Raw genomic sequence first — 22,831 nt, forward strand, 5'->3', positions numbered from 1 at the left:
GCGATGATAGGTGTTGGCGAAACTGGCCATAATGACGACTGGCGTAAAGATCATGCCAAATATTGCCGCACTATCAGGACCCAAAGTCGCCGTGCTCGTCTATGACGGCCTGTGCACGTTCGAATTCGGCATCGCCTACGAAGTCTTCGGCCTGCCGAGGCCGGAGATGGGGTCGAACTGGTATCGCTTTCGCGCCTGCGGCGTCGAACCCGGCCCGCTTCGCGCGGCCGGTGGGCTGAGCGTGACCGTCGATGGTGGTCTCGAAGATCTCGAGGATGCCGATCTGATCGTCGTCCCCGGTTGGCGGGCGATCGATGCGCCTGTGCCGGATGGCCTGATAAGGGCGTTGCAAGCGGCGCATGGGCGAGGGGCGCGGATCATGTCGCTATGCTCAGGTGTTGCGGTTCTGGCCGCCTCGGGATTGCTTTCGGGCAAGCGGGCGACGACGCATTGGCGCTATGTCGCCTCCGTCGCCGAGCGCTATCCCGAGATCGGGCTTGATGCCGACGTTCTCTACATGGACGAGGGGCGGATGCTGACGGCGGCGGGCAGTGCGGCCGGCATCGATCTCTGCCTTCATGTGGTGCGCGGCGATTTCGGCGCGGAGGCGGCCAATTCGGTCGCCCGGCGCCTCGTCGTGCCGCCGCATCGCGAGGGCGGGCAGGCGCAGTTCATCCGCGCTCCCGTGCCGCAGCCGCGCGAAGGCGTGCGGCTCGGGCCACTCATCGAATGGATGCGGGCGCGACTTAACGAGGAGCAGCCGATCAGCCTGCTTGCGGTAAAGGCGGGGATGAGCCAGCGCACATTTCAGCGCCGCTTCGAAGCGACGACGGGATCGAGCGTCGGCGAATGGTTGCTTACCGAGCGGCTGCGGCATGCGCGCGAACTCTTGGAGCGCAAGGGCGAGGCATCGCTCGACGACATCGCCATCGCCTGCGGCTTCGGCACGCCGGCAACGATGCGGCATCACTTTCGCAAGCGACTGGGGACCAGCCCGGGGGCTTATCGGAAGGTGTTTTCGGGTCGGGTTACGGATGCGAGCCGGGGCGATAGGGCTTGACGTTGATGTCGTTCTCACGCTTGCGGGCCTGAGCGATGTCGAAGCTGTTTTGCATGCGCATCAGCGTATCCATGGAAAGCCCGAAAGCCTTCTCGAACCGCAGCGCCATTTCCGGCGAGAGCGATGCGCGCTCGTTGAGCAGGGCGGAAAGGGCAGGGCGGGTCACGCCGAGGACGCGCGCGGCATCGGTGACCGAAAGCTCAAGCTCTTCCAAGACCTCGTGCTTCAGAAAGTCGCCGGGATGTGCGGGGCTTTTTACGCGAATACCAATTGCGTCCGTCATGGGGTTATTCCTAGTGATAGTCTTCGTAGTTCAGATCGATAACCTCGATCTCCGCGTTGTCGATACGAAATGTAAGCCGCCAGTTCTTGGTGACAAACAGGCTCCAAGTGCCTTTCCGGTCGCCTGTGAGTTGGTGCGCTTTCCAGCTTGGAATAGCCCTTAGCTCGTCTTCCGTCTGCATATCCTGCAGATAGGAAATCATACGGCGCAGCTTGGCCACGACAGCCGGCTGGAGGCCGGACGCGTCGTCATCGATGACGAACCGTCGAAGGCCTTTATGGAGAATATTCCGTATCCTCATGAAGACATATAATCACAAAGCAGCAAACTGTAAAGTGTCACCTTACAGTTTGCTGCTTTGTATTCTGATGACTGGACTTTTTACTCCGCGGCCTGCCTGGCCATCGGGTTGTTCGGGTGCGTCGTCCAGTTGGCGTAGTTGGGGTCGACGGTCTTGCCGGTGCGTTCGTCGAGACTGCCGGATGGAAGCTGCTCCATGGTGATGCAGTTCTCGACGGGACAGACGTTGACGCAGAGGTTGCAGCCGACGCACTCGTCTTCCATCACCTCGAAGTGCCTGACGCCGTTGACGAACTGCGTGATCGCCTGGTGTGAGGTGTCCTCGCAGGCGATGTGGCAGCGGCCGCACTTGATGCAGGCGTCCTGGTCGATCTTGGCCTTGGCGATGTAGTTGAGGTTCAGATACTGCCAGTCGGAGACATTGGGCACGGCACGGCCGGTAATGTCGTCGAGGTTGCGGTGGCCCTTGGCGTCCATCCAGTCGGAGAGGCCCGAGATCATCTCCTGGACGATCTTGAAGCCGTAGGTCATCGCCGCCGTGCAGACCTGCACATTGCCGGCGCCGAGCGCCAGGAATTCGGCCGCGTCGCGCCAGGTGGTGACGCCGCCGATGCCTGATATCGGCAGGCCCTGGGTTTCCGGATCACGGGCGATCTCGGCCACCATGTTGAGCGCGATCGGCTTGACCGCCGGGCCGCAATAGCCGCCATGGCTGCCGCGTCCGTCGATCGAGGGCTCCGGCGAGAAGGTGTCGAGATTGACCGAGGTGATCGAGTTGATCGTGTTGATCAGCGACACCGCGTCCGTGCCACCGGCTTTTGCTGCGCGGGCAGGCTTCCTGATGTCGGTGATATTGGGCGTCAGCTTGGTGATGACGGGCATGCGGGTGTACTGCTTGCACCAGCGCACCACCATCTCGATATATTCAGGCACCTGGCCGACGGCGGCACCCATCCCGCGCTCGGACATGCCGTGCGGACAGCCGAAGTTGAGCTCGATGCCGTCGGCGCCGGTCTCTTCCACCAGCGGCAGGATCGCCTTCCAGCTCTCCTCCTCGCAGGGGACCATGATCGAGGCGATCAGCGCGCGGTCCGGCCAGTTCATCTTCACCTGCTTCATCTCGCGCAGGTTGGTGTAGAGGTCGCGATCGGTGATGAGCTCGATGTTGTTCAACCCGAGTAGCCGGCGGTCGGCGCCCCAGATCGCGCCGTAGCGCGGGCCGTTGACGTTGACGACCGGGGGGCCTTCCTCGCCGAGCGTCTTCCAGACAACGCCGCCCCAGCCCGCCTTGAAGGCGCGCTCGACGTTGTAGGCCTTGTCTGTTGGCGGCGCCGAGGCGAGCCAGAAGGGATTCGGCGATTTGATGCCGACGAAATTGTTGCGGAGATCAGCCATGGTTCACTCTCCCCTTCAGGCGACGGCAACGGCCGGCTGCGCATCGGCGGCCAGCATGCGGTGAATGGATTCGGCGGCGTCGCGGCCATTGGCGACGGCCGAGACGGTGAGGTCGTTGCCCCCGAAGACGCAGTCGCCTCCGGCCCAGACGCCGTCAAGCGAGGTGCGGCCTTCGGCGTCGACGACGATGCGTCCGGATTCCAGGCGCAGGCTTCCAAGGCTCGACGAGACGAGGGCCTGGCCGATCGCCTTGAAGATCTGGTCGGCGGCAATGACGCCGGTTTCGCCGGTGGTCGCCAGGCGTCCTTCCGACAGCGTGGTGTATTCGACCTCAAGGGCCGCGACCTTGCCGTCCTGCGCAAGGATCGCCTTCGGCGCCAGCCAGTGGCGGATGATGACGCCCTTTGAGGTCGCGAGATCCTGCTCGAATTCCGAGGCGTTCATATGCTCCTTGCCGCGGCGGTAGCAGATGGTCACTTCCTCGGCGCCGAGTAGCTTTGCTTGCACGGCCGCGTCGATGGCGGTCATCCCGCCGCCGAGCACGATGACACGGCGGCCGATGGCGATGTCGGCCTTGTTGTCAGTCTGGCGCAGCGCGGCGATGAAATCGACCGCGTCATCAACGCCTGCAAGGTTTTCGCCCTCGACGCGCAGTGCGTTGACGCCCGAGAGGCCGATGCCGAGGAAGACGGCGTCATATTGCGACTGCAGGTCGGCGAGCTGGAAGTCGCGGCCGAGCAACTGCCCGTGCTGGACTTCTATACCGCCGATCGAGAGCACATAGTCGACTTCCTTCTGTGCGAAGCCATCGACGGATTTATAGGTGGCGATGCCGTATTCGTTGAGGCCGCCGGATTTCGGCTTGGCGTCGTAGATCACGACCTCATGGCCCTTGACCGCGAGGCGGTGCGCGGCAGCAAGCCCGGCCGGGCCGGCGCCGACGACGGCGATCTTCTTACCTGACGAAGCAGCGCGGGTGTAATACTGCTTGCCAGCCTGCATGGCCGCATCGGTGGCGTAGCGCTGCAGGCGGCCGATCTCGACGGGGCGTTCCTCGGCCGTGTTGCGCACACAGGCCTGCTCGCAGAGCTCTTCGGTGGGACAGACGCGGGCGCACATGCCGCCCAGGATGTTCTGATCGAAGATGGTCTTGGCGGAGCCGAGGGGATTGCCAGTCGATATCTGCCTGATGAAGAGCGGGATATCGATGGCGGTGGGACAGGCCGTCATACAGGGCGCGTCATAACAGAAATAACAGCGGTCGGAGGCGACCAGGGCCTCGTGCTTGTCGAGGCGGGGGTGAAGATCGGAGAAATTCTTGTCATACTCGGCGGGCGAAAGCCGGCCAGCATGAATCCCAGTGTCCAGACGTTCCATTGAAGTTCCCTCATTATAGGTAAACGGCCAGTGGGACGAAGCGTAACTCAGGATAAAAAATTTATCAAACGGTAAAATTTTAGCATGAGGCGGGCTTGAGGGTCAATTTATCCTTTTGTTTTAGAACGGCTTTTCGATTTTGAGTTGATTGCTGTCAAGTTGCTCGATGAGCGCCTGCGGCCGCGCCGATCTTCACAGCGGAAGAATAATTGAAAAAATCAGAGATTTTTCGTGAAGAGCGGGAACCATTCCTCGCACAGCCCGTTATGGCGATATCCGAATGGTGATCGCATCGACCCAAAAATGCGCGCCCCCAAACCACCTTCGGATCACACTCACGGTCCCCTCCCGGTGAGTGAAAACAGCCGGTGCGCCGCCCTCGCACTGGCTGTTTTCTTGTGCGCGGGATTCAATAAAAATTGATGGAATGCAAGATAGTGACGGTCAGACGCCGCCGACCTGCTGCGGCGCGCGCTTGAGGATCTCGAATTCGGTATCGGGGATCAGCAGGTGATACTCGATGCGGCCTGGCGTCAGGCGCAGATCGGCCTTGCCGTTGACCGACGAGGGCACGACGCGCTCGAGCACGATGCGGCCGAAACTGTTGTCGCTGAACTCGTGGACTTCGTCGTTGGGCAGCGTTTCGGTCCAGGTGAAGCTGATCGCCTTGCGGTCGCCGTGGGTGGTTTCCTGACAGTCAAGCGCGATCGCGGGCGCACCGCCGGCAATGGCGCCGAAGGTCGCCGAATTGACGATCAACTCGTGGAGCGCAAGACCGACATGCACCGCGGCGTTCGGCGTCAGGTGAACATTGAGCCCGGTGACGGGCAGGGGGCCGGCACTCTCAGGCCAATAGGGGGCGAACTGCTTGCGGGTGAGTTCGAAGAGGAAGGCGCCGCGCCAGCTGCTGTCGGTGATGAGGTCCTGCGAGTTCGACAGCGACTGAAGCCGGCCGCGGAACTTCACGAGGAAGCTGTCGAGAGACAGCGTGTTGCGGGCGGTCTGCGTGGCGATGCCCTGGATGATGGCGAGCAGGTTCTTCGAGCGGTGCGAGAGTTCGCGCAGAAGCGACTTCAGCACCTTCTCGCGGTGTCTGGTCTCGGTTATCTCGGTGATAATAGACAGCAGGCCGATCTCATGGCCGAGCGTGACGCGCTGCACCTTGATTTCGTAGGTGCGCATCTCGCCGTCGATGGCGATGTCGGCCTCGGTACTGGCGGGCGTGCCGGTTTCCAGCACCTTGCGCTTCAGTGTTTCGAGATTGCGTGCGTGGACCTCGCCGAACATGTCGGCGTCGCTGCCGCCGGGGAGAACGGCGTGTTCAAGATGCGAAGGGAGGTTCTCGGCGTAGACGATGCCGAGGTCGGGATCCTGATAGACAACGGCGATGCCGGCGCTCGCGAGCGCCCGCTCCATCAAGAGCTCCTTGCCTTCCAATGCGAAGGGCGTGCCGGCCAATGGTCCAGTCCTCTTCACCCAGCCGCCTTTCCTTCAATCCGTTTATGCCGCCAGCAGACCCGAGCATTCTCGGTCACGTCTGCCCACCGCTTCTTTTTAGAGGCAAGCGCTAGATAAAATCTTAATATCCGGGGAGCGCTGCAGCTGGACTGGAACGCTCCCCCTTTCGCATTGTTCCGCAATGGCTGAAATATAGCGTCAGGCGGCTGCCTTCGTGCTTTCGTTGAAGAAAAGCGCCTGGCTGATCAGAGCTTTGACCATGTCAGGATTGAATGGCTTGGTGACGAGGAAGGTCGGCTCGGGACGCTCACCGGTCAGAAGGCGCTCGGGGAAGGCGGTGATGAAGATCACCGGCACGCTTGAGGTCTTCAGGATGTCGTTGACCGCGTCGATACCCGAGCTGCCGTCGGCAAGCTGGATGTCGGCGAGAACCATGCTCGGCTTGGTCTTGTTATAGAGCGCCACGGCTTCCGTGTGGGTGCGGGCGATGCCGGTGACGCGGTGGCCGAGGCTTTCGACCATCTGCTCGATATCCATGGCGATCAGCGGTTCGTCCTCGATGATCATGATATCGGTCGCGACCTGGCGGGAAATCTCGCGCGATGCGCTGTCGAGCAGGGTCGCCACTTCGCTCTCCTCGCTGTCGAGGATTTCGGCGATTTCGCCGACGCGGAAGTTTTCGACCGAGGCCAGGATGAAGGCCTGGCGCGCGCGCGGCGAGACCTTGCCGAGGTTGATGGTGGCGCGCTGCTCCCAGGCGTAAGGGGAGGAGGGCTCTGGAACCTGCACTGTCGAGGAACCAAACAGCGTCGTGAACAGTTTGTAGAGTGCAACGCGGTCGTTCGATGTGTCAGGGAAAATGGATATGTCGGCAATGATTGCCTCAAGCACTGCGGCAACATACGCGTCGCCTGATGTCTGTGTGCCGGTCAACGCCCGTGAATAGCGGCGCAGATAAGGAAGGTGCGGCGCAATTCGAGTAGAAAGTGTCATAGAAAGCTCCCATAAGCAGGGCCGAAAAACAGCTCCAGTGCATCGAGAACGCACACTACCTGAAAAAAGTTCCAGATGATCAGGAACTTTTTTTACCACCGCGCATTCTACTGCCCACGAGAAGGGGCTCATCGTAAACTGACCTGCGACATGACATGCATTCCGAGAGGGTTGTCCGGCGAGAATTCGACCGAGGCGGCGGGGGACCGGAATGAAGGTTTTCCCGCAGCGGTACGCGAGGCTTAGAGACAACGGACAAGAAGTGAAAAGTTAATGACAAGCCGGAACAACGAAGACATAGACGGCCAACGCGCTGAGTTACGTGCAAGCGACATCATGGATCCCAACAGCCAGATCGGGGTGCGTTTGAGGTCGCTTTACGCTGCCGTTCAGGAAGAAGCGATTCCCGATCGTTTCCTCGATCTCCTCGAAAAGCTCGACCAGGCCGAAATGGCCTCGGCCAAAGCAGCGAAGTGAAGGTTGATCTATGGACAAGCAGCAACCAAGCTTCAAACGCGAGCTCCTTTCGGCTCTCCCAAGCCTGCGCGCATTCGCCATCTCGCTGATTGGTCGCCATGACCGCGCCGATGACCTCGTGCAGGACACCATCATGAAGGCGTGGGCCAAGCAGGACCACTTCGAGATGGGCACCAACATGAAGGCCTGGCTCTTCACCATCCTGCGCAACGAGCTCTACAGCCAGATGCGCAAGGCGGGACGCGAGATTCAGGACAGCGACGGCCTGTTCACGGAATCAATGGCGACGCACCCGTCGCAATATGGCGCGCTCGACCTGCAGGACTTCAAGAAGGCGCTCGAGCAACTGCCAAGCGACCAGCGTGAAGCGATCATTCTGGTCGGCGCCTCCGGCTTCTCCTACGAGGAAGCTGCCGAAATCTGCGGCTGCGCGGTCGGAACGATCAAGAGCCGCGTCAATCGCGCCCGCCAGCGGCTGCAGGAAATGCTGCAGATCACCGGTGAGGCCGATTTCGGACCGGATGCGACCTCGTCGCCGCTGACCTCGAAGGCCTTCGCCTTCTGAGAGCGCATTGATCAGACAATGAAAAACCGGCTGACCCTTGCAGGCGCCGGTTTTTTTATGCGTTCAGCGCAAGCGCAAGCGCCGTCAGTCGCGATCCTTCGAGGTGAAGAGATTGGCGGCGACCATGGCGGCAATGACGCCGGCGGTCAGAAGCGGCTGCGAGCGAATGATCCCGAGGCTGGCCGCAGCAGCAGTTTCAAATGCCTGCTTGCGTTCCTTAGCGCGTCGCGCTTCCTGCGCATTCATCACCATCATGATGATCATCACGATGATGGCGATCAGAAGCGCGCAGGCCGCCAGAAAGAGTGCTGCTCCGACAGCGCCGTAAATGCCGGCAAGCCAGATCGCGCCGGCTGTGACGGCCAGCGCATAGGCGGTCAGCACGAAAATCGCGGCGATGGCAATGAAAATACCGTTGCGCTTGGTGCGCGCAACGGTGCGGTGAACACTCGTGCCTACCAGGAGGCTGAGGATCGGGAACAGCATCTAGCCTCCTTAGCGTCGTGCCAGGAGGGCAACGACCAGTCCGAATGCGGCAGCAGCGCCGATGGTGGCGACCGGGTGCCTGCGAACGGTGTCGCGCACTTCGGAAGCGCCGCGCAGATAACCATCCTGCAGGTCGCGCAGCAAGTCCTCGCTGCGGGCGACGAGATCTTCGTAGCCGGATGCCGCCTGGGCGCTGAGTTTTTCGCTCTGCTTGCGCGAGTTCTTGCTGATCAGCTTCGTCAGCGACGCGATCTCATCCTGAAGGGACGCGATCTGGTCCTCGACCGTTGCCTCGATGTTGTGAAGAGCGGCGCTGCCATTGCGACGGTGACGGCCGGACTGAAGGAAAGATGCCATGGTTTTCTCCATTGTTACGGCGCGGTTTCGCACCGCCTGGTTAAACACAGGATCAGAACGCAAGCTTGCATGAACACAGATGCCCGGCAATGACCCAAATCAATGGCTTAACGCCGGCTGTGGGCAAAAGGTTCCGTGCGTGATCAGCCGCCGACAGCGCTGTGGGCGAGCACGAAAGGGGTGCCGTCGTCGGGCACCTTGTTGATGCGCAGCGGGCAGCCGAAGACCGAGTGCATGGTCTCGTCGGTCAGCACCTCGTGCACCGTGCCGCGGGCCGCGAGGCCACCCTGCTGCATGAGAATGATCTGGTCGGCGAAGAGCGCCGTCAGGTTAAGGTCGTGCATCACGGCGATGACGCCGCCGCCGGCATCGCAGAAGGCGCGTGCGAGGCGCATGATCGTCAGCTGGTGGCTGATGTCGAGGCTGGAGACCGGCTCGTCGAGAAGCAGCCAGCGCGGCTTGCCGTCGACGACGGGTTCGGAGATCTGGCAAAGCACGCGGGCAAGCTGCACGCGCTGCTGTTCGCCGCCGGAGAGGTGCTGATAGAAGCGTCCTTCGTAGCCGTCGAGATCGACGGAAGCCAGCGCCCTGGCTGCCGTCTGCTCGGCGCGTTCGGGATTGCGGTTCAGCCCCGAGGTCAGACCCATGCGGACGATTTCGCGCACTGTGAAGGGGAAGGAGATGTTGCTTGCCTGGGGCAGCACGCCGCGCACGGCCGCCAGCTGGTATGGTTGCAGCCCGCGCACGTCCTCGCCGTTGATGCGGATCGAGCCGTTATAGGGGAGTTCGCCGGATACCGCCTTCATCGTCGTCGTCTTGCCGGAGCCGTTCGGCCCGGCGATTGCCGTCAGCTTGCCCGAGGCGGCGGTGAAGCCGACGTCTTCAACGATGGTTTTGCCCGACAGGCGGACGGAGACGCCGGAGACTTCGATCATGGCAGATACTCAAAGGGCAAGGCGGGAACGCTGGCGCAGCAGGATCCAGAGAAAGAACGGGCCGCCGACGGCTGCGGTGATGATGCCGATCGGCAGTTCGGCGGGCGCAACGATGGTGCGGGCGATCACGTCGGCGAAGATCAACAGCGAACCGCCGAGCAGTGCCGAGGCCGGCAGGAGATAGCGGTGATCGGGGCCGATCGCCATTCTCAGTACATGCGGCACGACGATGCCGACAAAGCCGATGCCGCCGCTGACGGCGACCGATGCGCCCGTGGCGGCCGCGACGGTGACGATGGCGATGTTCTTCAGCCGCTGGACGGGAACGCCCATGTGGAAGGCTGCGGCTTCGCCGAGCGTGATGGCGTTCAGGCCCTTGGCGAGGAAGGGGACGACGACGAAGGACAGGAGGATGATCGGGCCGGCGGCCGCGATCTTGGTCCATGTCGAGCCGGCGAGCGAGCCCATGCCCCAGAAGGTGAGGTCGCGCAGCTGCTGGTCGTTGGCCATGTAGACGAGCAGGCCGGTCATGGCGCCGGCAAGCGAGCCGAGCGCGATGCCGGCCAACAGCATGGTCGCGACGGAGGTCTGGCCGTTGCTGGTGGCGATGCGGTAGAGCAGCAGCGTCGTGGCGAGGCCGCCGGCAAAGGCTGCGAGCGGCAGCGCGTAGATGCCGAGCAAAACGTAAAGCGGCGCGACAAAGCCGCCGCCGAGCACGATCATGACGACCGCGCCGAGGCCGGCGCCGGAGGAGACGCCCACGAGGCCGGGATCGGCCAGCGGGTTGCGAAACAGGCCCTGCATGACGGCGCCCGACACCGCCAGCGAACCGCCGACGAGGAAGCCGAGGATGGCGCGCGGCATGCGGATGTCGAAGATGATGATGCGGTCGCGCATGCTGAGCGCATCATCCGATCCGGTGACATTGGCGATCACGTCGAGGAAGGACGCATCCGAGGCGCCCGTTGTGACCGAAAACAGCAACGACAGGACGGAGCCGACCACCAGCAGCGCGATGACCGCCAGTGCCAGCAGCGAGCGATCGCCGGCCCGGTGACGCTCACGCATCCCCGAGGCCGAAAACACGATGCGACGTCCGTCCATGTCGTTCAGTACCGCCATGGTCAGCCCCCGTAGATCGCCTTGGTGAGTTCGCGCACGGCGCTTGCGGTGCGCGGTCCGAAGCCGAGCAGGTGCAGGCCGTCCATGCGGATGATCGCCTTGTTCTGTACGGCAGGGGTCAGTGCCAGCGCCGGCTGGCTCATCAGGTCTTCGTTCTTGGTGCCTGCGCCATCGCCACGGTTCATCATCAGGATGACGTCGGGCTTGGCTTCGATGATCGCCTCATCCGTCAGCGGCTTGTAGCCCGGGAAGGTACCGACGGCGTTGACCAGGCCGGCGAGCTTGATGATGCCATCGGCCGCCGTTCCGGTGCCCGAAGCCATGATCTTGCCGCCCTGCATGCTGAGGATGAAGAGAACGCGCTTGCGTTCGCTTTCCGGGTGCTTGGCAGCGTCGGCGATTGCCGCGTCGAGATCGGTCGCGACCTGCTTGTGCAGTTCGGCTGCCTTTGGCTCGACGCCAAGGAGCGCGCCGACCTTGTCGATCTTGGCGAGGATGCCGTCGCGCGTATAGGCGTTCGGCACCGTCTCGAAGGGGACGCTGGCGCTGCGCAGCACCGTCAGCGCTTCCGGCGGGCCGGAACCTTCGACGGCGACGATCGCCGTCGGGTTCATGGCGAGGATGTTTTCGGGCGACAGCGCGCGCATGTAGCCGACGTCGGGCAGCTTCAGGGCCTGTTCGGGAAACAGGCTCGTCGTGTCGCGGGCGATCAGGTGCTTTTCTTCGCCGAGCGCATAGATGATCTCGGTGAGGTCGCCGCCGATCGAGATCAGGCGGGTGCTGTCGATCTTGTCTTCGGCATGGGCAGCCGGCGAGAAGGCGAGGAGCGAGGCTGCCAGCGGCAGGGCCATGAGGCCCCGCAGCATGGATGTCTTCTTGAATGAACCGCTATTATGGTTCGGCATCGTCATCTCCTTCGGCTTACGCCGCAACGCTGGTCGCCTTGGGCAGGCTTTCGACGATGTCGCGCCAGTCGGCGCGCTCCGCGGAGCCTTCGTGGCGCTTGCCGAAGAACTGGATGATCATTTCGCCATTGGCGCCGTAGACTTCGACGGAGGTGACGTGGCCATCCTTGGTCGGCTTGCGCACGGCCCAGGTCTCGGCGATGTGGTCCTGACGCAGGTGCAGGTGGAAGGTTTCGTCGAGGATGTTGATCCACGGACCCATCGGCTGGATGTTGAAGATCGGGCCGGAGTGGATCTGGACGATACCGTCATTGCCGACGAAGCACATGATCGGCAGGCCGGACTTCACCGAGGCGTGCATCATCTCTGCGGTCGCGGTGTTGTCGAGTTGCCAGGCGAAGTCGTCGCCAACGGTGCGCACGGCGGCCTGGCGGCCGATCTTCAGCTTGCGCAGCATGCCGAAGAACTCGTGCGTGTCGGTCATCTTGCTCCAGTGGTCGCGCAGCTCGTCCTTGGTGACGCTGCCGCTCTCGTCGGCCACCGTCTTGCTGTCGTCGGCAACGAAGTCCTGCGACTGGTCTTCAAGCTTGAGGTCGTTCACGATAGAGTGATAGGCCTCGACGTTGGAGGTCGGGCGGAGATGCACCTTGTGCACAGCGGTACCGGCCTTGTCGAAATACTGGAGGCTCAGGCGCTCCTGGTCGCCATCCTTCTTGGTCACCGCGAAGGCGTGGACCCAGCGGCTCGGGAAGATGCGCAGGTCGATGTTTTCGCCGAGCACGATGGCGCCCTGGCCGCCGGTCTTGATATTCTCGTAGACGCCGATCTTTTCGTGAACGGCGCTTTCGTTGCGCGAGAGCGCCATGACTTCGCCGAGTTCGGCGACGCGCTCCAGGAGCTTGATCGCGCTTCCGTCGATGCGGGTGGCGGAAATGCCGACTTCCGCGGCCACGAGCGCTGCTTCGGAAACCTTGAGCTGGGCGGCGATATCGCGCTCGCGCATCTTCGGGTTTTCGGCGCGGAAGGCGCGGATCTCGGCCGGCGACGGCTTGGTGTTCTCAGTCATATGTCTACCCCTACTTATTCAGAATTAGCTTGCCCTGGCGGGTGATTTTCATCCGGTACAAGGCGCCGTCGTGGCGAATGACGATCTCGTTGGCGCCGCGAAAAATCTCGCTGCTCTCCAGGATTCGGACCTCGGCCATGGCGTCGCGCGCCAACAGCGTTTGCTTCAGTGTGTCCGGCTTATCGACCATCATTTCGTTGGCTTTTTTGCTTCTTTAGGTGGGCCAAAAATGCCCTTACGACCTACAATTATCTTGACTTTCATAGTCATCATTTTTTAAAGACGCAATAGCGGACTTTGTAGTCAAGTTTCAGAATTTCAGTGGAGAGACGCAATGGTAGTCACGAGGCCGGTCACCCGATTTGCAACGCTTTTGGCAGCCGGCTCCCTGGTCCTTTCGGGCGCGATCCAGGCCTATGCGCAGGAGCCCGCCACGGCCGCCGCGCCGAAGGCAGCGCTCGATGTCGAGCTCAACGCGCTGGCGCCTTCGCAGAAGGGCTGCATGATGACCTTCGTGGCGCTGAACACGCTGCCGCAAGCGATCACCAAAGTGTCCTTCGAGCTTGCCTTCTTCAACGACAAGAACGCCGTCGACAAGATCACCGTTCTCGATTTTCGCGATCTGCCGCAGGGCAAGAAGCGGGTGCGGCAGTTCGATATGCCGAACGTGAAATGCGAGGCGGTGACGCGGCTGCTGATCAATGACACGCCGGCGTGCGAAGGGCCTGACAAGGGCGAGTGCATGAAGGGTCTTGTGACCCGCTCCCAGGTTTCCATTCCTTTCGAAGGTTGAGTGACGGCCGGGGGTAGCCCCGGCCTCTTCCGTTGCAGCGGTACAAGGCGTCCAAAATGGTGGTTTCAGCGAGATCAAAGGCGAGACAGGTTCTCTTCGACGAGGCGGTCGCCGATGGCGGTGTGAACGACAACAATCCGGGCATGCATCCCGGCCACGAGCTGTCGGATCTTCGCAACGTGGCACGCCAGCCGGCCGCCGAGGCTGTTCTGCACTACACGCGCCAGGCGCAGATTTCGTCCTTCCCGCAGGATCCGCGCAGCGCAAGCAACGGCCATGCGGCGGCGCCGCTGATGGATGCGAGCGTCGAGATGCCGGCGGCCACCCGGCCGCATCGCGGCAAGCTCGGCGTGACGGCTGCCTGCATCGGTTCCTTCATTTTCCACAGCGCGCTCGCCATCGCCCTGATCGTCGGCGTCGTCGTCACTCCGGAGCAGCCGGAGGAAGAGGCGGGCGAGACGGTGAGTGTGATCATGCTCGGCGATTCGGATCTCGACCAGGCATCGTCGGGTGAGGAGACGGCCGAGCCGCAGCCGGAAGAGATCGTGGCGGAACAGGTGCAGCCTGAAGTCGCGCAGCAGCCGACAGAGGTTCAGCCAGACGCGCAGCCGGTTGATCCGCAGCCTGTCGCGCCAACGCAGGAAGTGACGCGCGTCTCGCCTGAGAACATGACGGCGGTCGAGCCTGAGGTGCTGACATCGCAGGTGCCGGCCGAGACCTCGGTCGTTCAGCCGATGGCAACCGAGGTGCCGACGGAGGTTCAGCCGGAGGTTACCGAGACGCCGCCTGCGACGCCTGAGGATGTGACGCCGGTTCAGCCGACCGAGACGGCGGAAATTCCGCCTGAGCCGGAGACCGTGCCGACGCCGGACCCGAAGCCGGTTGCGCAGAAGCCGGTGGAAAAGCCGAAGCCTGTCGAGAAGAAGCAGCCGCCGAAGAAGGTTGTCACGCGCTCGGGCTCTCAGGGCGAGAACAAGCAGGATAGCCGACGCGGCGCTTCCGATGGCGTCGACCAGGCCTCCGACCAGGATTCGCGTAGCGCCGGAAATCGCGGCGGCTCCGGCAGTGCCGCTGTCGCCAACTATCCGGGCAAGGTGCAATCGAAAATCAGGCGGTCCGTCCGCGTGCCTTCCGAATATCGGCGGATGAATGCCGCGATGAGCGTTCGCATCCGGTTGAGCATCAACGGCTCTGGCGGCGTGAGCAGCCTGTCTGTTGCGCGCAGCTCGGGCATTCCCGAACTCGACGCCGCCGTGGTTGATGGCGTTCGCCGCGCAGCACCATTCCCGCCGCTGCCGGCCGAATGGGGCAAGCCGATCTGGACCTTCACCCAGGAAGTGCAGGTCACGACGGGTCGCTGACAGCAAGCGGCCCGCTGATAAAATCGGGCCCTTGAGAAAATATGATCAAAACAATCAACTTTATACTTTACTCTAAAAATCAAGTTTACTAAGGTCCACCCACACACGCAGCAATCGTGTGCCGATCAATGAACGAACGGGTGGTCAATGGCGCGTAAGGCGAAGAAGGGTTCTAACCGGGAAATCCGCGTGAGTGCGGATACAGGCACGGTTGAGGAGACCTCCGGACGTTCCAAACTCGATGGCCGCAGCTTCCTTTATGTCGGCGGGCGCGACTGCCAGGTGGCGCATCTGCGCCAGATCGCCAGCAACTTCGGCGCTGAGCTGATCCACCACGATGGCGGCCTGCGCGAGGCGGTGTCGCGCATCGATACGGTGCTTCCCTCCGTCGATTGCGTCTTCTGCCCGATCGACTGTATCAGCCATGATGCGTGCCTCAGGGTAAAGACCGGCTGCAAGAAGTTCGGCAAGACCTTCATTCCGCTTCGCAACGGCAGCAAGTCGAGCCTCGAGCGGGCGCTGACGACCATGAACGAGCGAAACGCCACCCGATGAGCGATAGACACCCGGAAGGGTATACGTTGATCGGCCTGCACAAGCTGGCCGCACACAATGGCGATGGCATGGTGCCCGAACTCTATGAGCTGATGATGGAACGCGAAGAGCGGCGCAGGTACTATCCCAATGTCGAGCAGTTTCCGATCTGGGAAGCGCGCATGCCGGGCGAATTGCCGGAAAAGCCGCTCGGGCGCGATGCCCTTGAGGGCCGCAATGTGATAGCCTTCGAGGCTCCCGAAGCCGAGAGGAAACGCAAGGCGTGAGTGCTCCCATGTTTATCGCGATGAACCGCTTCAAGGTATCGATCGGGTCGGAGGCGGAATTCGAAGATGTCTGGCGCAACCGCGATTCCAGCCTTTCGGACGTGCCCGGCTTCGTGGAATTCCGTCTGCTGCGCGGTCGGGAGAATGCGGAGGAGGGCTATACGCTGTTTTCCTCGCACACGATCTGGCGCAGCGAAGAGGATTTCCTCAACTGGACGAAGTCGGAGCAGTTCCGCGCCGCCCATCGCAATGCCGGTGACCGCAAGGCGATGTACAAGGGCCCGCCCTTGTTCGAGGGCTTTCAGGTCGTGGACGGGATTTGAGCGATGGTGGCTGACAATCCAGATCGTATCGAGGTTCTGCCGGTTTTGCCGTCGCTCGATATCGGCGAGACGCTGTCCTTTTATCGCGGCGGGCTCGGCTTCGAGACGATCGTCTATCAGGACAAGGACTATCTCATCCTGCGTCGCGACGAGATGGAGCTGCATTTCTGGCTGACGGACGATCGGTCGCTTTGCGAGCGCACATCCGTCTATCTGCGCGGCGGCGGCATCGGCGCGCTTCACGCGGAATACAAGGCGCGCGGGGTCGAGAAGCTCAGTGACATGACGGTGCGGCCGTGGAACATGGAAGAGTTCTACATTCACGATCCGCACGGCAATCTGCTGCGCTTCGGACGGATCCCGCAGCAGGCATAGACCGGTTATTTTCAGCCAGATTATACGGCGCGGTTGCGGAAGACGGCGCCGGCGGCGATTGCCAGCCAACCGAACATCATGGCGAAGCCGCCCGTGGGCGCCGCCATCGGAAACAGGCTTGAGCCTGCAAAGCGAAGCGTCACCAGATCCCCTGAAAACAGCAGCGTGCCGACGCCCATAAGGAGCCCGGCGAGCCATGCGGTCTTCAGCTTCTCGCCCGCCAATGTCAGTGCCAAGAGGGCAGGGGCGTGGGCGAGGCACATGGCGGATGCGGATGCCAGGAAGTGTCCGTCGCCATCGAGATGGGCGGCGGCCGCGGCCAGCGCCACGCCGGCAAAGCCGAAGAGGCCTGAGAGCACCAGGAAGAGCGGCGACAAGCGCTGATTGAGCGTCATTATAGCAAGCCTATTGCTTGTTCTGCATGTGATCGGCCAGCCGCTCGATCGGCGGCAGGATGATCTCGCGCAGCTTCGGGTTCGGAACGGTTTCTTCCAGCGCCTGGCGGAAGCATAACAGCCACTCGTCGCGCTCGACGGGGCCGATCTCGGCAATGAAATGGCGGCTTCTGAGGCGCGGATGGCCGTATTTCTCGACATAAACAGGCGGGCCGCCGAGATAGCCGGTGAGGTATTCGTAGAATTTCGCTTCGCTGCCCTCGAGCGTCGGCGGATGGACCGCGCGAACGTGGCTCGCCTCCGGCAGCGTGTCCATCAGCTCGTAAAAGCGGTGCGACAGCGCCCGGATCGTGGCGTCGCCGCCGACGGCCTCGTAAAGTGTAATGGTGTTCTCGCTCACGGCGCGGCTCCTCACAGCTTGTCCCTTCATGCACCGCCGCAGCCTCGATCGCAACCGGAACCCGCACCACCAAGCGCGACATTTCGCGCCAACCTCGGTGGTCGAATTTCACGATATCTTGACAAAACCGTCCAGACGGTATCTTTATGCATGATGTCAAACGCTCATCACCGCCGCAAGCAACCCGCCGTCGTCCGCCAGCAGCTGCTGGATGTCGCCGCGCGCCTGACGAACGAGCAGGGGATGAGTGCCGTGACGCTCGATGCCGTGTCCGGCGCCTCAGGCGTCAGCAAGGGTGGCCTTCTCCACCATTTTCCGACCAAGAATGCGTTGCTCAATGCGCTGTTCGAGGATCTTCTGGCGCGCTTCGACGCCGATCTCGACGAGCGCATGCGCGAGGATCCGGTGCCGCACGGCCGCTTCACGCGCGCCTATCTCAATGCCGTTGCCGGCCTGCGCGACAGTCCTGACGACGCCGGCCACTGGGCGCAGGTGACGATCGCGCTTCTGGCCGAGCCGCGGCTGCGGCAGCGCTGGGGGGAGTGGATCGACGGGCGGATCGAGGAATATGTCGGTACGGACTCGTCTATCGATGCGCAGATCGTGCGTTTCGCCGCCGATGGCCTCTGGCTCGCCGACATGATCGGCGGCGCCTCCGACGACGCGCAGCGCCAGGCGCTTCTGGCGCGCCTCGTCGAGCTGACCGCCCGCTAACGTCCCTGGAATAGAGGATAAACCATCATGGCACCGGTTGCGGTCTATGCGCTCCTGTTTACGGCGATCGCGCTCGAAGTCATCGGCACGACGGCGCTGCAGCTCTCGCAGCAGTTCAGCCGGTTCTGGCCGACCGCGCTGATGGTCGCGTGCTATGCGGCCTCCTTCTACTGCCTGTCGCAGACGCTGAAGGTCATCCCTGTGGGCATCGCCTATGCGATCTGGAGCGGGCTCGGCATCGTGTTGATTTCCAGCGTCGGTCTCATCTATTTCAAGCAGCGGCTGGATACGCCCGCTGTCATCGGCCTGGGGTTGATCATCGCGGGCGTGCTGGTGGTCAACCTGTTCTCCAAATCCGTCTCCCATTGATTTTAGTGGAAACCGGTCGTATGCGAGGAAAGCCCCCAGTCACCAGGGGAGATGGCCCCCGGGGTCGCGACATTTGACCTCACCTCACGGAGGCCTGACTTGCGCAATCGGCTGCGATGTCCATATCCTGAGTGACAGATGACAGTTTACGCATCGCGCATTGGAACACCCATGACTGACAGCACTGCTGACCTTTCTTCCCCCAAATCCGCCGATTCCAAGCCCGAGGGACAGACCTTCGGCACCTCGGGTATCGCCCCGATGGGGCGCCCGAGCCCCGTGACACGGTTCTTCATGGGCATCGTCGCCTGGGCGGAGAAGCTGAACTTCAAATACGCCAAGCTCGGCAATCCGCCGGTCTACGACAATGCCACCTTCCCCTGGGCGAAGGAGGTCGAGGCGGCTTACCCGCAGATCCGCGCCGAGCTGGAGCGCGTGCTGGTGCGCCAGAGCGAGCTGCCGACCTTCCAGGACATTTCCACCGACGTGAAGACAATCTCGACCGATTCCGGCTGGAAGACCTTCTTCCTTCTCGGCTTCGGTGTGAAGTCGGAACAGAACATCGCGCAATGCCCGGAAACGTGGCGCGCGGTGCAGAAGATCCCTGGCCTCAAGACGGCGATGTTTTCGATCTTCGAGCCCGGCAAACATCTGCCGGCGCATCGTGGCCCCTATAACGGCGTATTGCGCCTGCATGTCGGCATGATCGTGCCGGAGCCGGCCGACAAGCTCGCCATCCGCGTCAAGGACCAGATCTGCCACTGGCAGGAAGGCAAGGCGCTGATCTTCGACGATGCCTATGAGCACGAAGCCTGGAACCACACCGACAAGACCCGCGTGGTGCTGTTCGTCGACTTCGACAAGCCGCTGAAGTTTCCGGCCCGCTTCGTCAACTGGGCGCTGATGAACCTCGCCGTCTTCACGCCGTTCATCCGCGAAGGATTGGATAACCACAAGGAGTGGGAAAAGAAGTTCTACGCGGAAGCCGAGGCTTTCAGAAACCGGCCGCAGGGCTGAGCCAGCAAGCCTGAGCCTGGAAAATCAAACAGCATGGCCTCGTTTCAGAGGCCATGCTGTTGTTCGGCGGGTGGGACGCCGCTCTCAAATCATCGTGCGGCGATCGCGCCGCAGGCAGTCTCGATGCGTATGTTTCGGAGCAGGCAGGTCGCTTCCCCTCGTAAGCAGGCCTTGCTCCGGCGACGTCAGTCGCCCCCATTCGCAACTAGTTGTTGTTTGCCGCCTTCAGGCGACGGTCCGGCTTGGTTGCCAGGTAGATGACATAATCTTCTGCTGCATCTGCCAGGTGAAGCGCGATTTCTGCTTCACGCCATCCCGCCGCGATTGCGCGACGGACAACTTCGGTTATCGCCCCTTTGCAGACGCTTTCGCATTCCCGCGACCGTCCCATATCATCGGCGTTGAATCTTGGAGAGCGGATGTTTGTCATGGCTGAAGATTGCCATAACCGCCTTCGTTTTCAACAGGATGCTAATGGATTGGTTACCCAGTAAGGTTAAGGCTTGCGGGTGTTTCAGGCTGCGACAGACGCGTTGTCGCGGAACGAAACGACGGGTCGAAAACGGCTGGCACCAGAGGCCGTAATGTCTCGATCCGGATCGGAATCTTGAATGCGCTGCCAACGGGCGGCCGATGCGCTGCTCGCGCCGTTAACGCACGTTAAGCGTGTTTTCCTGAATTTCTGCCCGGAGCAGCCTTTGCGGGCGGACCATTGATCTGTTAAGGATGGCGCGAAGCTGAACGCAAACTCGTCCAGGGAGACTGTCATGAAAGCGATCCTGTCCAGAACGAAAGGAACGATCACTCACAAGGACACTCCGCTTCATGTCTATTCAATTCGCCCGCGCGCGAAAAGACGCGCCGCGTCGTAAACCACTCCCGACCACGTCCGAGCCTGATACCACCGCCGATCAACATGCGCGGCGCCGATCTCGGGTCGCCAAGTTTCTCAGCTACTACCGTCCGCATCTGCCGTTGCTCTGCGCCGATGTCGTCTGCGCCATTCTCGTCGCGGCGACCGCCGTGGCGTTGCCTATCTGCGCCAATATCGTCACCAACCGCCTTCTCGTGATCGCGGATGCGGGGGAGGCCACCGTGCTGATCCTCAAGGTCGGCGCCGTCATGCTGGCGCTGCTCGCGGTGCAGATGATCGCGGTGTTCTTCGTCGATTATCGCGGCCATGTGATGGGCGCGCGCATCGAGGCCGCCGTCCGCCAAGAGCTGTTCGATCATTGCCAGAAGCTCTCCTTCAGCTTCTACGATCGACAGCGCACCGGACAGCTGATGAGCCGTATCACCAGCGATTCCCTCTGGCTCGGCGAGCTGTTCCACCATGGTCCCGAGGATGTCTCGATCGCCATCCTCAAATATGGCGGCGCCATGCTGGTGCTCTTCTATATCGATCCTCTCCTGGCAGGGTTGATCCTGTTGCTGACACCGCTCGCAATCGCCTACGCGCTGCATTTCAATCGCCGCATGAACCGCGCGCTTGAACGCAGCAAGCAGCAGATCGCCGGCGTCAACGAGCGGCTGGAAGACAGCCTTGCGGGTATCCGCGTCGTGCAGTCCTTCGCCAACGAGAAACTTGAGAGGGATCGTTTCGCCGATCAGAACGAGCGCTTTCTCGTGAGCCGCGCCGATGGCTATCGCAGCGAGGCGTGGTTTTCCGTGGGAACGGAGAGCTTCGCGCAGTTCATCACCATCCTGGTCATCGTCATCGGCGGCATCAGGATCGTGTCGTCGGCGATGACGGTGGCCGATCTCCTGACCTTCCTGCTCTGCGTCGCGGTGCTCGTCGATCCCGTGCAGCGGCTCGCCAATTTCGTGCGGCTCTGGCAGGAGGGCTATACGGGCTTCGTGAGGGCGATGGAGATCCTCGATGTCGAGCCCGATATCGTCGATCGCCCGGGCGCCCATACGCTGTCGACGCCGAAGGGTGAAATCAGGTTCGAGGATGTCAGCTTCGGTTATGATGCCGACACGAGTGGCGTGTTCGAGAACCTGTCCTTCACCATCGCCCCCGGCGAGTTCGTGGCGCTGGTCGGTCCGTCAGGGGTGGGAAAGAGCACCTTATGCTCGCTCATTCCCCGTTTCTACGACGTGCAGGCCGGGTCGATCCTGATCGATGGCACCGATATCCGCGATGTCACGCTGTCGTCGCTGCGCGGACATGTGGGCGTGGTGCAGCAGGACGTGTATCTCTTCGCCGGCTCGGTTGCCGACAATCTCCGTTATGGGCGGCCGGATGCCACCGATGCGGAGGTGGAGGCTGCGGCGCGGGCGGCCAATGCGCATGAGTTCATCACGGCGCTTGCCGATGGATACGATACCGACATCGGCCAGCGCGGGGTGCGGCTCTCCGGCGGGCAGAGGCAGCGGTTGACGATCGCGCGGGCGTTCTTGAAGAACCCGGCGATCCTGATCTTCGACGAGGCCACCAGCGCGCTCGACAATGAGAGCGAACGGGCGGTGCAGCAGGCGCTGCTTGGGCTCGCCAAGGGGCGCACTACCGTCGTCATCGCGCATCGCCTGTCGACGGTCCGCCACGCCGACCGCATCCTCGTGCTCACTGCCGACGGGATCGTCGAGGAGGGCAGGCACGAGGATCTGATGGCGCGCGACGGGATCTATGCCGGCTTGCACAGCGTGCAGGCCAGCATGTGATCGCAACATTAGGGAGATACGCAGCGCTTCGTCGAAGCGGAGCGTTGCGAGTCTCCGTGGCGTTTCAGTATTTCAGGTCGCGCGCGGTTTGCCGACCGCTCTGCTTGGTCTGCCGCTTGTCCTGCCGGCATGCCGCGTTGCTTTGTTGATTGGCGGCGCGGCAATCCTGCTTGGTATCGCGGGCGCTTTGCCGCGTGGTCTGCTTGATGTCACGCCCCGCCTGGCGCTGCTGCGCCTGCTCTGTGCTCCACGATACATCGGCTAGGGTCGCCAGGAACAGTCCGGCCAATAGCGCCGTGCCTAGCGGTTTCAAGTTGCCCATTGTCTCACTCCCCGTTTCCGTACTGGTGCTGGAGCGGTTGCGACGATCAGTCGAAACCGGGAGCGATTTTACAGGATGCGGATGAGCAAGGGGCGTATCTTACGGTATCGTACACGACGAGCGCTCAAGAAAGCCCCGGCGAACCGGGGCTTTTTCTCAATTTCTGTCGTCGTCTCAGTTTGCCTTTGCGGCGACCGGCTTGGCCGGGGCGGTGTTGCCGCCCGGGTTGTAGCCGCCGCCGATGGCGACGTTGAGCGCGACGTAGTCGCTGGCCATCTGCTGGACGGCCGCGGCCAGGCTTGCCTGGGCGAGCGAGACCTGACGCTGGGCGTCGAGAACGTCGAGCAGCGAGGAGGCGCCGTCCTTGTAGCTGGCGGTCGACAGATCCAGCGTTTCCTGGGTCGTCTTGACCTGGGCACGCAGCGCGGCCACCGTCTGCGCATCGCGGCGAACCGCCGACAGCGCGTTTTCCACTTCCTCGACCGCCTGCAGAACCGC

Annotated in this window: 32 protein-coding genes; 13 read left to right on the plus strand and 19 right to left on the minus strand. The window is 62.3% G+C overall.

From position 1 onward, the window contains the following. Positions 1-31: 31 nt before the first annotated feature. Positions 32-1,060: a transcriptional regulator FtrA gene (gene ftrA / locus ACCD05_RS23185; RefSeq protein WP_413395614.1), complete on the plus strand. Its 1,029-nt coding sequence runs from the start codon at positions 32-34 to the stop codon at positions 1,058-1,060. On the opposite strand, the gene ACCD05_RS23190 is transcribed toward ftrA, so the two are convergent. The 6 genes from ACCD05_RS23190 to ACCD05_RS23215 all read right to left on the minus strand — a co-directional run bounded on the left by ACCD05_RS23190 (position 1,029) and on the right by ACCD05_RS23215 (position 6,866). Then, positions 1,029-1,343 (minus strand): HigA family addiction module antitoxin, encoded by a 315-nt coding sequence (locus ACCD05_RS23190; RefSeq protein WP_413395616.1) that lies wholly within the window; start codon positions 1,341-1,343, stop codon positions 1,029-1,031. The genes ftrA and ACCD05_RS23190 overlap by 32 nt on opposite strands. A gap of 10 nt (positions 1,344-1,353) precedes the next feature. Further along, positions 1,354-1,644 (minus strand): type II toxin-antitoxin system RelE/ParE family toxin, encoded by a 291-nt coding sequence (locus tag ACCD05_RS23195; RefSeq protein ID WP_413395618.1) that lies wholly within the window; start codon positions 1,642-1,644, stop codon positions 1,354-1,356. Positions 1,645-1,724: 80 nt separating this feature from the next. Further along, complete coding sequence (gene preA / locus ACCD05_RS23200; RefSeq protein WP_113197450.1) at positions 1,725-3,038, minus strand: NAD-dependent dihydropyrimidine dehydrogenase subunit PreA; 1,314 nt, start codon at positions 3,036-3,038, stop codon at positions 1,725-1,727. A 15-nt stretch (positions 3,039-3,053) separates the two neighbouring features. Next, complete coding sequence (locus ACCD05_RS23205) at positions 3,054-4,415, minus strand: NAD(P)-dependent oxidoreductase (RefSeq protein ID WP_413395620.1); 1,362 nt, start codon at positions 4,413-4,415, stop codon at positions 3,054-3,056. 444 nt (positions 4,416-4,859) lie between these two features. Then, positions 4,860-5,873: an HWE histidine kinase domain-containing protein gene (locus ACCD05_RS23210; RefSeq protein WP_413395654.1), complete on the minus strand. Its 1,014-nt coding sequence runs from the start codon at positions 5,871-5,873 to the stop codon at positions 4,860-4,862. Between the two features lie 198 nt (positions 5,874-6,071). Beyond that, the gene (locus ACCD05_RS23215) at positions 6,072-6,866 is read right to left on the minus strand and encodes a response regulator (protein WP_413395622.1); all 795 of its coding nucleotides are present in this window, start codon (positions 6,864-6,866) and stop codon (positions 6,072-6,074) included. A gap of 273 nt (positions 6,867-7,139) precedes the next feature. Between ACCD05_RS23215 and ACCD05_RS23220 the strand changes: the two genes are divergently transcribed. Then, positions 7,140-7,343, plus strand: coding sequence for a NepR family anti-sigma factor (locus ACCD05_RS23220; RefSeq protein ID WP_018897184.1), 204 nt, complete (start codon positions 7,140-7,142; stop codon positions 7,341-7,343). A 10-nt stretch (positions 7,344-7,353) separates the two neighbouring features. Beyond that, the gene (locus ACCD05_RS23225; protein ID WP_018897185.1) at positions 7,354-7,908 is read left to right on the plus strand and encodes an RNA polymerase sigma factor; all 555 of its coding nucleotides are present in this window, start codon (positions 7,354-7,356) and stop codon (positions 7,906-7,908) included. Between the two features lie 84 nt (positions 7,909-7,992). Here ACCD05_RS23225 and ACCD05_RS23230 read toward each other — a convergent pair whose 3' ends face one another. The 7 genes from ACCD05_RS23230 to hemP form a co-directional block, all read right to left on the minus strand. After that, a complete protein-coding gene (locus ACCD05_RS23230; RefSeq protein ID WP_413395624.1) occupies positions 7,993-8,394 on the minus strand; it encodes a hypothetical protein in 402 nt (133 codons plus the stop codon). A gap of 9 nt (positions 8,395-8,403) precedes the next feature. Continuing rightward, entirely contained in the window at positions 8,404-8,751 is a 348-nt protein-coding gene (locus ACCD05_RS23235) for a DUF883 family protein (RefSeq protein WP_018897187.1), read from the minus strand. 143 nt (positions 8,752-8,894) lie between these two features. Then, on the minus strand, positions 8,895-9,686 hold the full coding sequence (locus ACCD05_RS23240) for a heme ABC transporter ATP-binding protein (protein ID WP_413395626.1): 792 nt from the start codon (positions 9,684-9,686) through the stop codon (positions 8,895-8,897). A 9-nt stretch (positions 9,687-9,695) separates the two neighbouring features. Next, positions 9,696-10,790 (minus strand): FecCD family ABC transporter permease, encoded by a 1,095-nt coding sequence (locus tag ACCD05_RS23245; protein WP_413395656.1) that lies wholly within the window; start codon positions 10,788-10,790, stop codon positions 9,696-9,698. 20 nt (positions 10,791-10,810) lie between these two features. Then, a complete protein-coding gene (locus ACCD05_RS23250; protein ID WP_413395658.1) occupies positions 10,811-11,719 on the minus strand; it encodes a heme/hemin ABC transporter substrate-binding protein in 909 nt (302 codons plus the stop codon). Positions 11,720-11,729: 10 nt separating this feature from the next. Beyond that, complete coding sequence (locus ACCD05_RS23255) at positions 11,730-12,779, minus strand: hemin-degrading factor (protein WP_413395628.1); 1,050 nt, start codon at positions 12,777-12,779, stop codon at positions 11,730-11,732. 10 nt (positions 12,780-12,789) lie between these two features. Further along, positions 12,790-12,972, minus strand: coding sequence for a hemin uptake protein HemP (gene hemP, locus ACCD05_RS23260; protein WP_047514434.1), 183 nt, complete (start codon positions 12,970-12,972; stop codon positions 12,790-12,792). Positions 12,973-13,113: 141 nt separating this feature from the next. On the opposite strand from hemP, the gene ACCD05_RS23265 reads away from it, so the two are divergent. The 6 genes from ACCD05_RS23265 (at position 13,114) to ACCD05_RS23290 (ending at position 16,452) form a co-directional block, all read left to right on the plus strand. After that, on the plus strand, positions 13,114-13,572 hold the full coding sequence (locus tag ACCD05_RS23265) for a hypothetical protein (protein ID WP_413395630.1): 459 nt from the start codon (positions 13,114-13,116) through the stop codon (positions 13,570-13,572). 56 nt (positions 13,573-13,628) lie between these two features. Beyond that, complete coding sequence (locus tag ACCD05_RS23270; RefSeq protein WP_413395632.1) at positions 13,629-14,933, plus strand: TonB family protein; 1,305 nt, start codon at positions 13,629-13,631, stop codon at positions 14,931-14,933. 147 nt (positions 14,934-15,080) lie between these two features. Then, complete coding sequence (locus ACCD05_RS23275; RefSeq protein WP_413395634.1) at positions 15,081-15,488, plus strand: DUF2325 domain-containing protein; 408 nt, start codon at positions 15,081-15,083, stop codon at positions 15,486-15,488. After that, on the plus strand, positions 15,485-15,754 hold the full coding sequence (locus tag ACCD05_RS23280; protein ID WP_026282764.1) for a hypothetical protein: 270 nt from the start codon (positions 15,485-15,487) through the stop codon (positions 15,752-15,754). The genes ACCD05_RS23275 and ACCD05_RS23280 overlap by 4 nt, the downstream gene beginning before the upstream one ends. An 8-nt stretch (positions 15,755-15,762) precedes the next feature. Next, positions 15,763-16,077, plus strand: a complete 315-nt coding sequence (locus tag ACCD05_RS23285; RefSeq protein ID WP_413395660.1) for an antibiotic biosynthesis monooxygenase family protein — start codon at positions 15,763-15,765, stop codon at positions 16,075-16,077. Between the two features lie 3 nt (positions 16,078-16,080). Next, positions 16,081-16,452 carry a bleomycin resistance protein gene (locus ACCD05_RS23290; RefSeq protein ID WP_018897198.1) on the plus strand — a complete coding sequence of 124 codons (372 nt, stop codon included), beginning with the start codon at positions 16,081-16,083 and terminating at the stop codon, positions 16,450-16,452. Positions 16,453-16,472: 20 nt separating this feature from the next. Here ACCD05_RS23290 and ACCD05_RS23295 read toward each other — a convergent pair whose 3' ends face one another. Continuing rightward, a complete protein-coding gene (locus tag ACCD05_RS23295) occupies positions 16,473-16,847 on the minus strand; it encodes a DUF423 domain-containing protein (protein ID WP_413395636.1) in 375 nt (124 codons plus the stop codon). A 10-nt stretch (positions 16,848-16,857) separates the two neighbouring features. Then, positions 16,858-17,247, minus strand: coding sequence for a group II truncated hemoglobin (locus ACCD05_RS23300; RefSeq protein ID WP_047514411.1), 390 nt, complete (start codon positions 17,245-17,247; stop codon positions 16,858-16,860). Positions 17,248-17,400: 153 nt separating this feature from the next. On the opposite strand from ACCD05_RS23300, the gene ACCD05_RS23305 reads away from it, so the two are divergent. From ACCD05_RS23305 to ACCD05_RS23315, 3 genes are all read left to right on the plus strand, one after another. Continuing rightward, entirely contained in the window at positions 17,401-17,961 is a 561-nt protein-coding gene (locus tag ACCD05_RS23305) for a TetR/AcrR family transcriptional regulator (protein ID WP_209234845.1), read from the plus strand. Between the two features lie 27 nt (positions 17,962-17,988). Continuing rightward, positions 17,989-18,330: an SMR family transporter gene (locus ACCD05_RS23310; protein ID WP_047514405.1), complete on the plus strand. Its 342-nt coding sequence runs from the start codon at positions 17,989-17,991 to the stop codon at positions 18,328-18,330. Positions 18,331-18,501: 171 nt separating this feature from the next. Next, positions 18,502-19,347, plus strand: coding sequence for an aspartyl/asparaginyl beta-hydroxylase domain-containing protein (locus ACCD05_RS23315; RefSeq protein WP_112980372.1), 846 nt, complete (start codon positions 18,502-18,504; stop codon positions 19,345-19,347). Between the two features lie 205 nt (positions 19,348-19,552). On the opposite strand, the gene ACCD05_RS23320 is transcribed toward ACCD05_RS23315, so the two are convergent. Then, entirely contained in the window at positions 19,553-19,777 is a 225-nt protein-coding gene (locus tag ACCD05_RS23320; protein WP_018897204.1) for a hypothetical protein, read from the minus strand. Between the two features lie 84 nt (positions 19,778-19,861). Next, positions 19,862-20,116 carry a hypothetical protein gene (locus ACCD05_RS23325; protein WP_209234735.1) on the minus strand — a complete coding sequence of 85 codons (255 nt, stop codon included), beginning with the start codon at positions 20,114-20,116 and terminating at the stop codon, positions 19,862-19,864. A gap of 56 nt (positions 20,117-20,172) precedes the next feature. On the opposite strand from ACCD05_RS23325, the gene ACCD05_RS23330 reads away from it, so the two are divergent. Continuing rightward, complete coding sequence (locus ACCD05_RS23330) at positions 20,173-22,011, plus strand: ABC transporter ATP-binding protein (RefSeq protein WP_413395640.1); 1,839 nt, start codon at positions 20,173-20,175, stop codon at positions 22,009-22,011. A 64-nt stretch (positions 22,012-22,075) separates the two neighbouring features. Here ACCD05_RS23330 and ACCD05_RS23335 read toward each other — a convergent pair whose 3' ends face one another. Together ACCD05_RS23335 and ACCD05_RS23340 are read right to left on the minus strand one after the other, a co-directional pair. Beyond that, a complete protein-coding gene (locus tag ACCD05_RS23335) occupies positions 22,076-22,333 on the minus strand; it encodes a hypothetical protein (protein WP_209191322.1) in 258 nt (85 codons plus the stop codon). Between the two features lie 174 nt (positions 22,334-22,507). After that, on the minus strand, positions 22,508-22,831 hold a 324-nt coding region (locus ACCD05_RS23340; protein ID WP_413395642.1), incomplete at its 5' end, for a TolC family protein.

The sequence above is a fragment of the Rhizobium sp. Rhizsp42 genome (assembly GCF_047304155.1).
Lineage (GTDB): Bacteria > Pseudomonadota > Alphaproteobacteria > Rhizobiales > Rhizobiaceae > Rhizobium.

What these genes read in the sequence shown, in the direction of transcription:
- ftrA (WP_413395614.1), top strand. Translation starts at nt 32, where the DNA reads ATGACGACTGGCGTAAAGATCATGCCAAATATTGCCGCACTATCAGGA.
- ACCD05_RS23190 (WP_413395616.1), bottom strand. Translation starts at nt 1,343, where the DNA reads ATGACGGACGCAATTGGTATTCGCGTAAAAAGCCCCGCACATCCCGGC.
- ACCD05_RS23195 (WP_413395618.1), bottom strand. Translation starts at nt 1,644, where the DNA reads ATGAGGATACGGAATATTCTCCATAAAGGCCTTCGACGGTTCGTCATC.
- preA (WP_113197450.1), bottom strand. Translation starts at nt 3,038, where the DNA reads ATGGCTGATCTCCGCAACAATTTCGTCGGCATCAAATCGCCGAATCCC.
- ACCD05_RS23205 (WP_413395620.1), bottom strand. Translation starts at nt 4,415, where the DNA reads ATGGAACGTCTGGACACTGGGATTCATGCTGGCCGGCTTTCGCCCGCC.
- ACCD05_RS23215 (WP_413395622.1), bottom strand. Translation starts at nt 6,866, where the DNA reads ATGACACTTTCTACTCGAATTGCGCCGCACCTTCCTTATCTGCGCCGC.
- ACCD05_RS23220 (WP_018897184.1), top strand. Translation starts at nt 7,140, where the DNA reads ATGACAAGCCGGAACAACGAAGACATAGACGGCCAACGCGCTGAGTTA.
- ACCD05_RS23225 (WP_018897185.1), top strand. Translation starts at nt 7,354, where the DNA reads ATGGACAAGCAGCAACCAAGCTTCAAACGCGAGCTCCTTTCGGCTCTC.
- ACCD05_RS23230 (WP_413395624.1), bottom strand. Translation starts at nt 8,394, where the DNA reads ATGCTGTTCCCGATCCTCAGCCTCCTGGTAGGCACGAGTGTTCACCGC.
- ACCD05_RS23235 (WP_018897187.1), bottom strand. Translation starts at nt 8,751, where the DNA reads ATGGCATCTTTCCTTCAGTCCGGCCGTCACCGTCGCAATGGCAGCGCC.
- ACCD05_RS23240 (WP_413395626.1), bottom strand. Translation starts at nt 9,686, where the DNA reads ATGATCGAAGTCTCCGGCGTCTCCGTCCGCCTGTCGGGCAAAACCATC.
- ACCD05_RS23245 (WP_413395656.1), bottom strand. Translation starts at nt 10,790, where the DNA reads ATGGACGGACGTCGCATCGTGTTTTCGGCCTCGGGGATGCGTGAGCGT.
- ACCD05_RS23250 (WP_413395658.1), bottom strand. Translation starts at nt 11,719, where the DNA reads ATGACGATGCCGAACCATAATAGCGGTTCATTCAAGAAGACATCCATG.
- ACCD05_RS23255 (WP_413395628.1), bottom strand. Translation starts at nt 12,779, where the DNA reads ATGACTGAGAACACCAAGCCGTCGCCGGCCGAGATCCGCGCCTTCCGC.
- hemP (WP_047514434.1), bottom strand. Translation starts at nt 12,972, where the DNA reads ATGATGGTCGATAAGCCGGACACACTGAAGCAAACGCTGTTGGCGCGC.
- ACCD05_RS23265 (WP_413395630.1), top strand. Translation starts at nt 13,114, where the DNA reads ATGGTAGTCACGAGGCCGGTCACCCGATTTGCAACGCTTTTGGCAGCC.
- ACCD05_RS23270 (WP_413395632.1), top strand. Translation starts at nt 13,629, where the DNA reads ATGGTGGTTTCAGCGAGATCAAAGGCGAGACAGGTTCTCTTCGACGAG.
- ACCD05_RS23275 (WP_413395634.1), top strand. Translation starts at nt 15,081, where the DNA reads ATGGCGCGTAAGGCGAAGAAGGGTTCTAACCGGGAAATCCGCGTGAGT.
- ACCD05_RS23280 (WP_026282764.1), top strand. Translation starts at nt 15,485, where the DNA reads ATGAGCGATAGACACCCGGAAGGGTATACGTTGATCGGCCTGCACAAG.
- ACCD05_RS23285 (WP_413395660.1), top strand. Translation starts at nt 15,763, where the DNA reads ATGTTTATCGCGATGAACCGCTTCAAGGTATCGATCGGGTCGGAGGCG.
- ACCD05_RS23290 (WP_018897198.1), top strand. Translation starts at nt 16,081, where the DNA reads ATGGTGGCTGACAATCCAGATCGTATCGAGGTTCTGCCGGTTTTGCCG.
- ACCD05_RS23295 (WP_413395636.1), bottom strand. Translation starts at nt 16,847, where the DNA reads ATGACGCTCAATCAGCGCTTGTCGCCGCTCTTCCTGGTGCTCTCAGGC.
- ACCD05_RS23305 (WP_209234845.1), top strand. Translation starts at nt 17,401, where the DNA reads ATGTCAAACGCTCATCACCGCCGCAAGCAACCCGCCGTCGTCCGCCAG.
- ACCD05_RS23310 (WP_047514405.1), top strand. Translation starts at nt 17,989, where the DNA reads ATGGCACCGGTTGCGGTCTATGCGCTCCTGTTTACGGCGATCGCGCTC.
- ACCD05_RS23315 (WP_112980372.1), top strand. Translation starts at nt 18,502, where the DNA reads ATGACTGACAGCACTGCTGACCTTTCTTCCCCCAAATCCGCCGATTCC.
- ACCD05_RS23320 (WP_018897204.1), bottom strand. Translation starts at nt 19,777, where the DNA reads ATGACAAACATCCGCTCTCCAAGATTCAACGCCGATGATATGGGACGG.
- ACCD05_RS23325 (WP_209234735.1), bottom strand. Translation starts at nt 20,116, where the DNA reads ATGACAGTCTCCCTGGACGAGTTTGCGTTCAGCTTCGCGCCATCCTTA.
- ACCD05_RS23330 (WP_413395640.1), top strand. Translation starts at nt 20,173, where the DNA reads ATGTCTATTCAATTCGCCCGCGCGCGAAAAGACGCGCCGCGTCGTAAA.
- ACCD05_RS23335 (WP_209191322.1), bottom strand. Translation starts at nt 22,333, where the DNA reads ATGGGCAACTTGAAACCGCTAGGCACGGCGCTATTGGCCGGACTGTTC.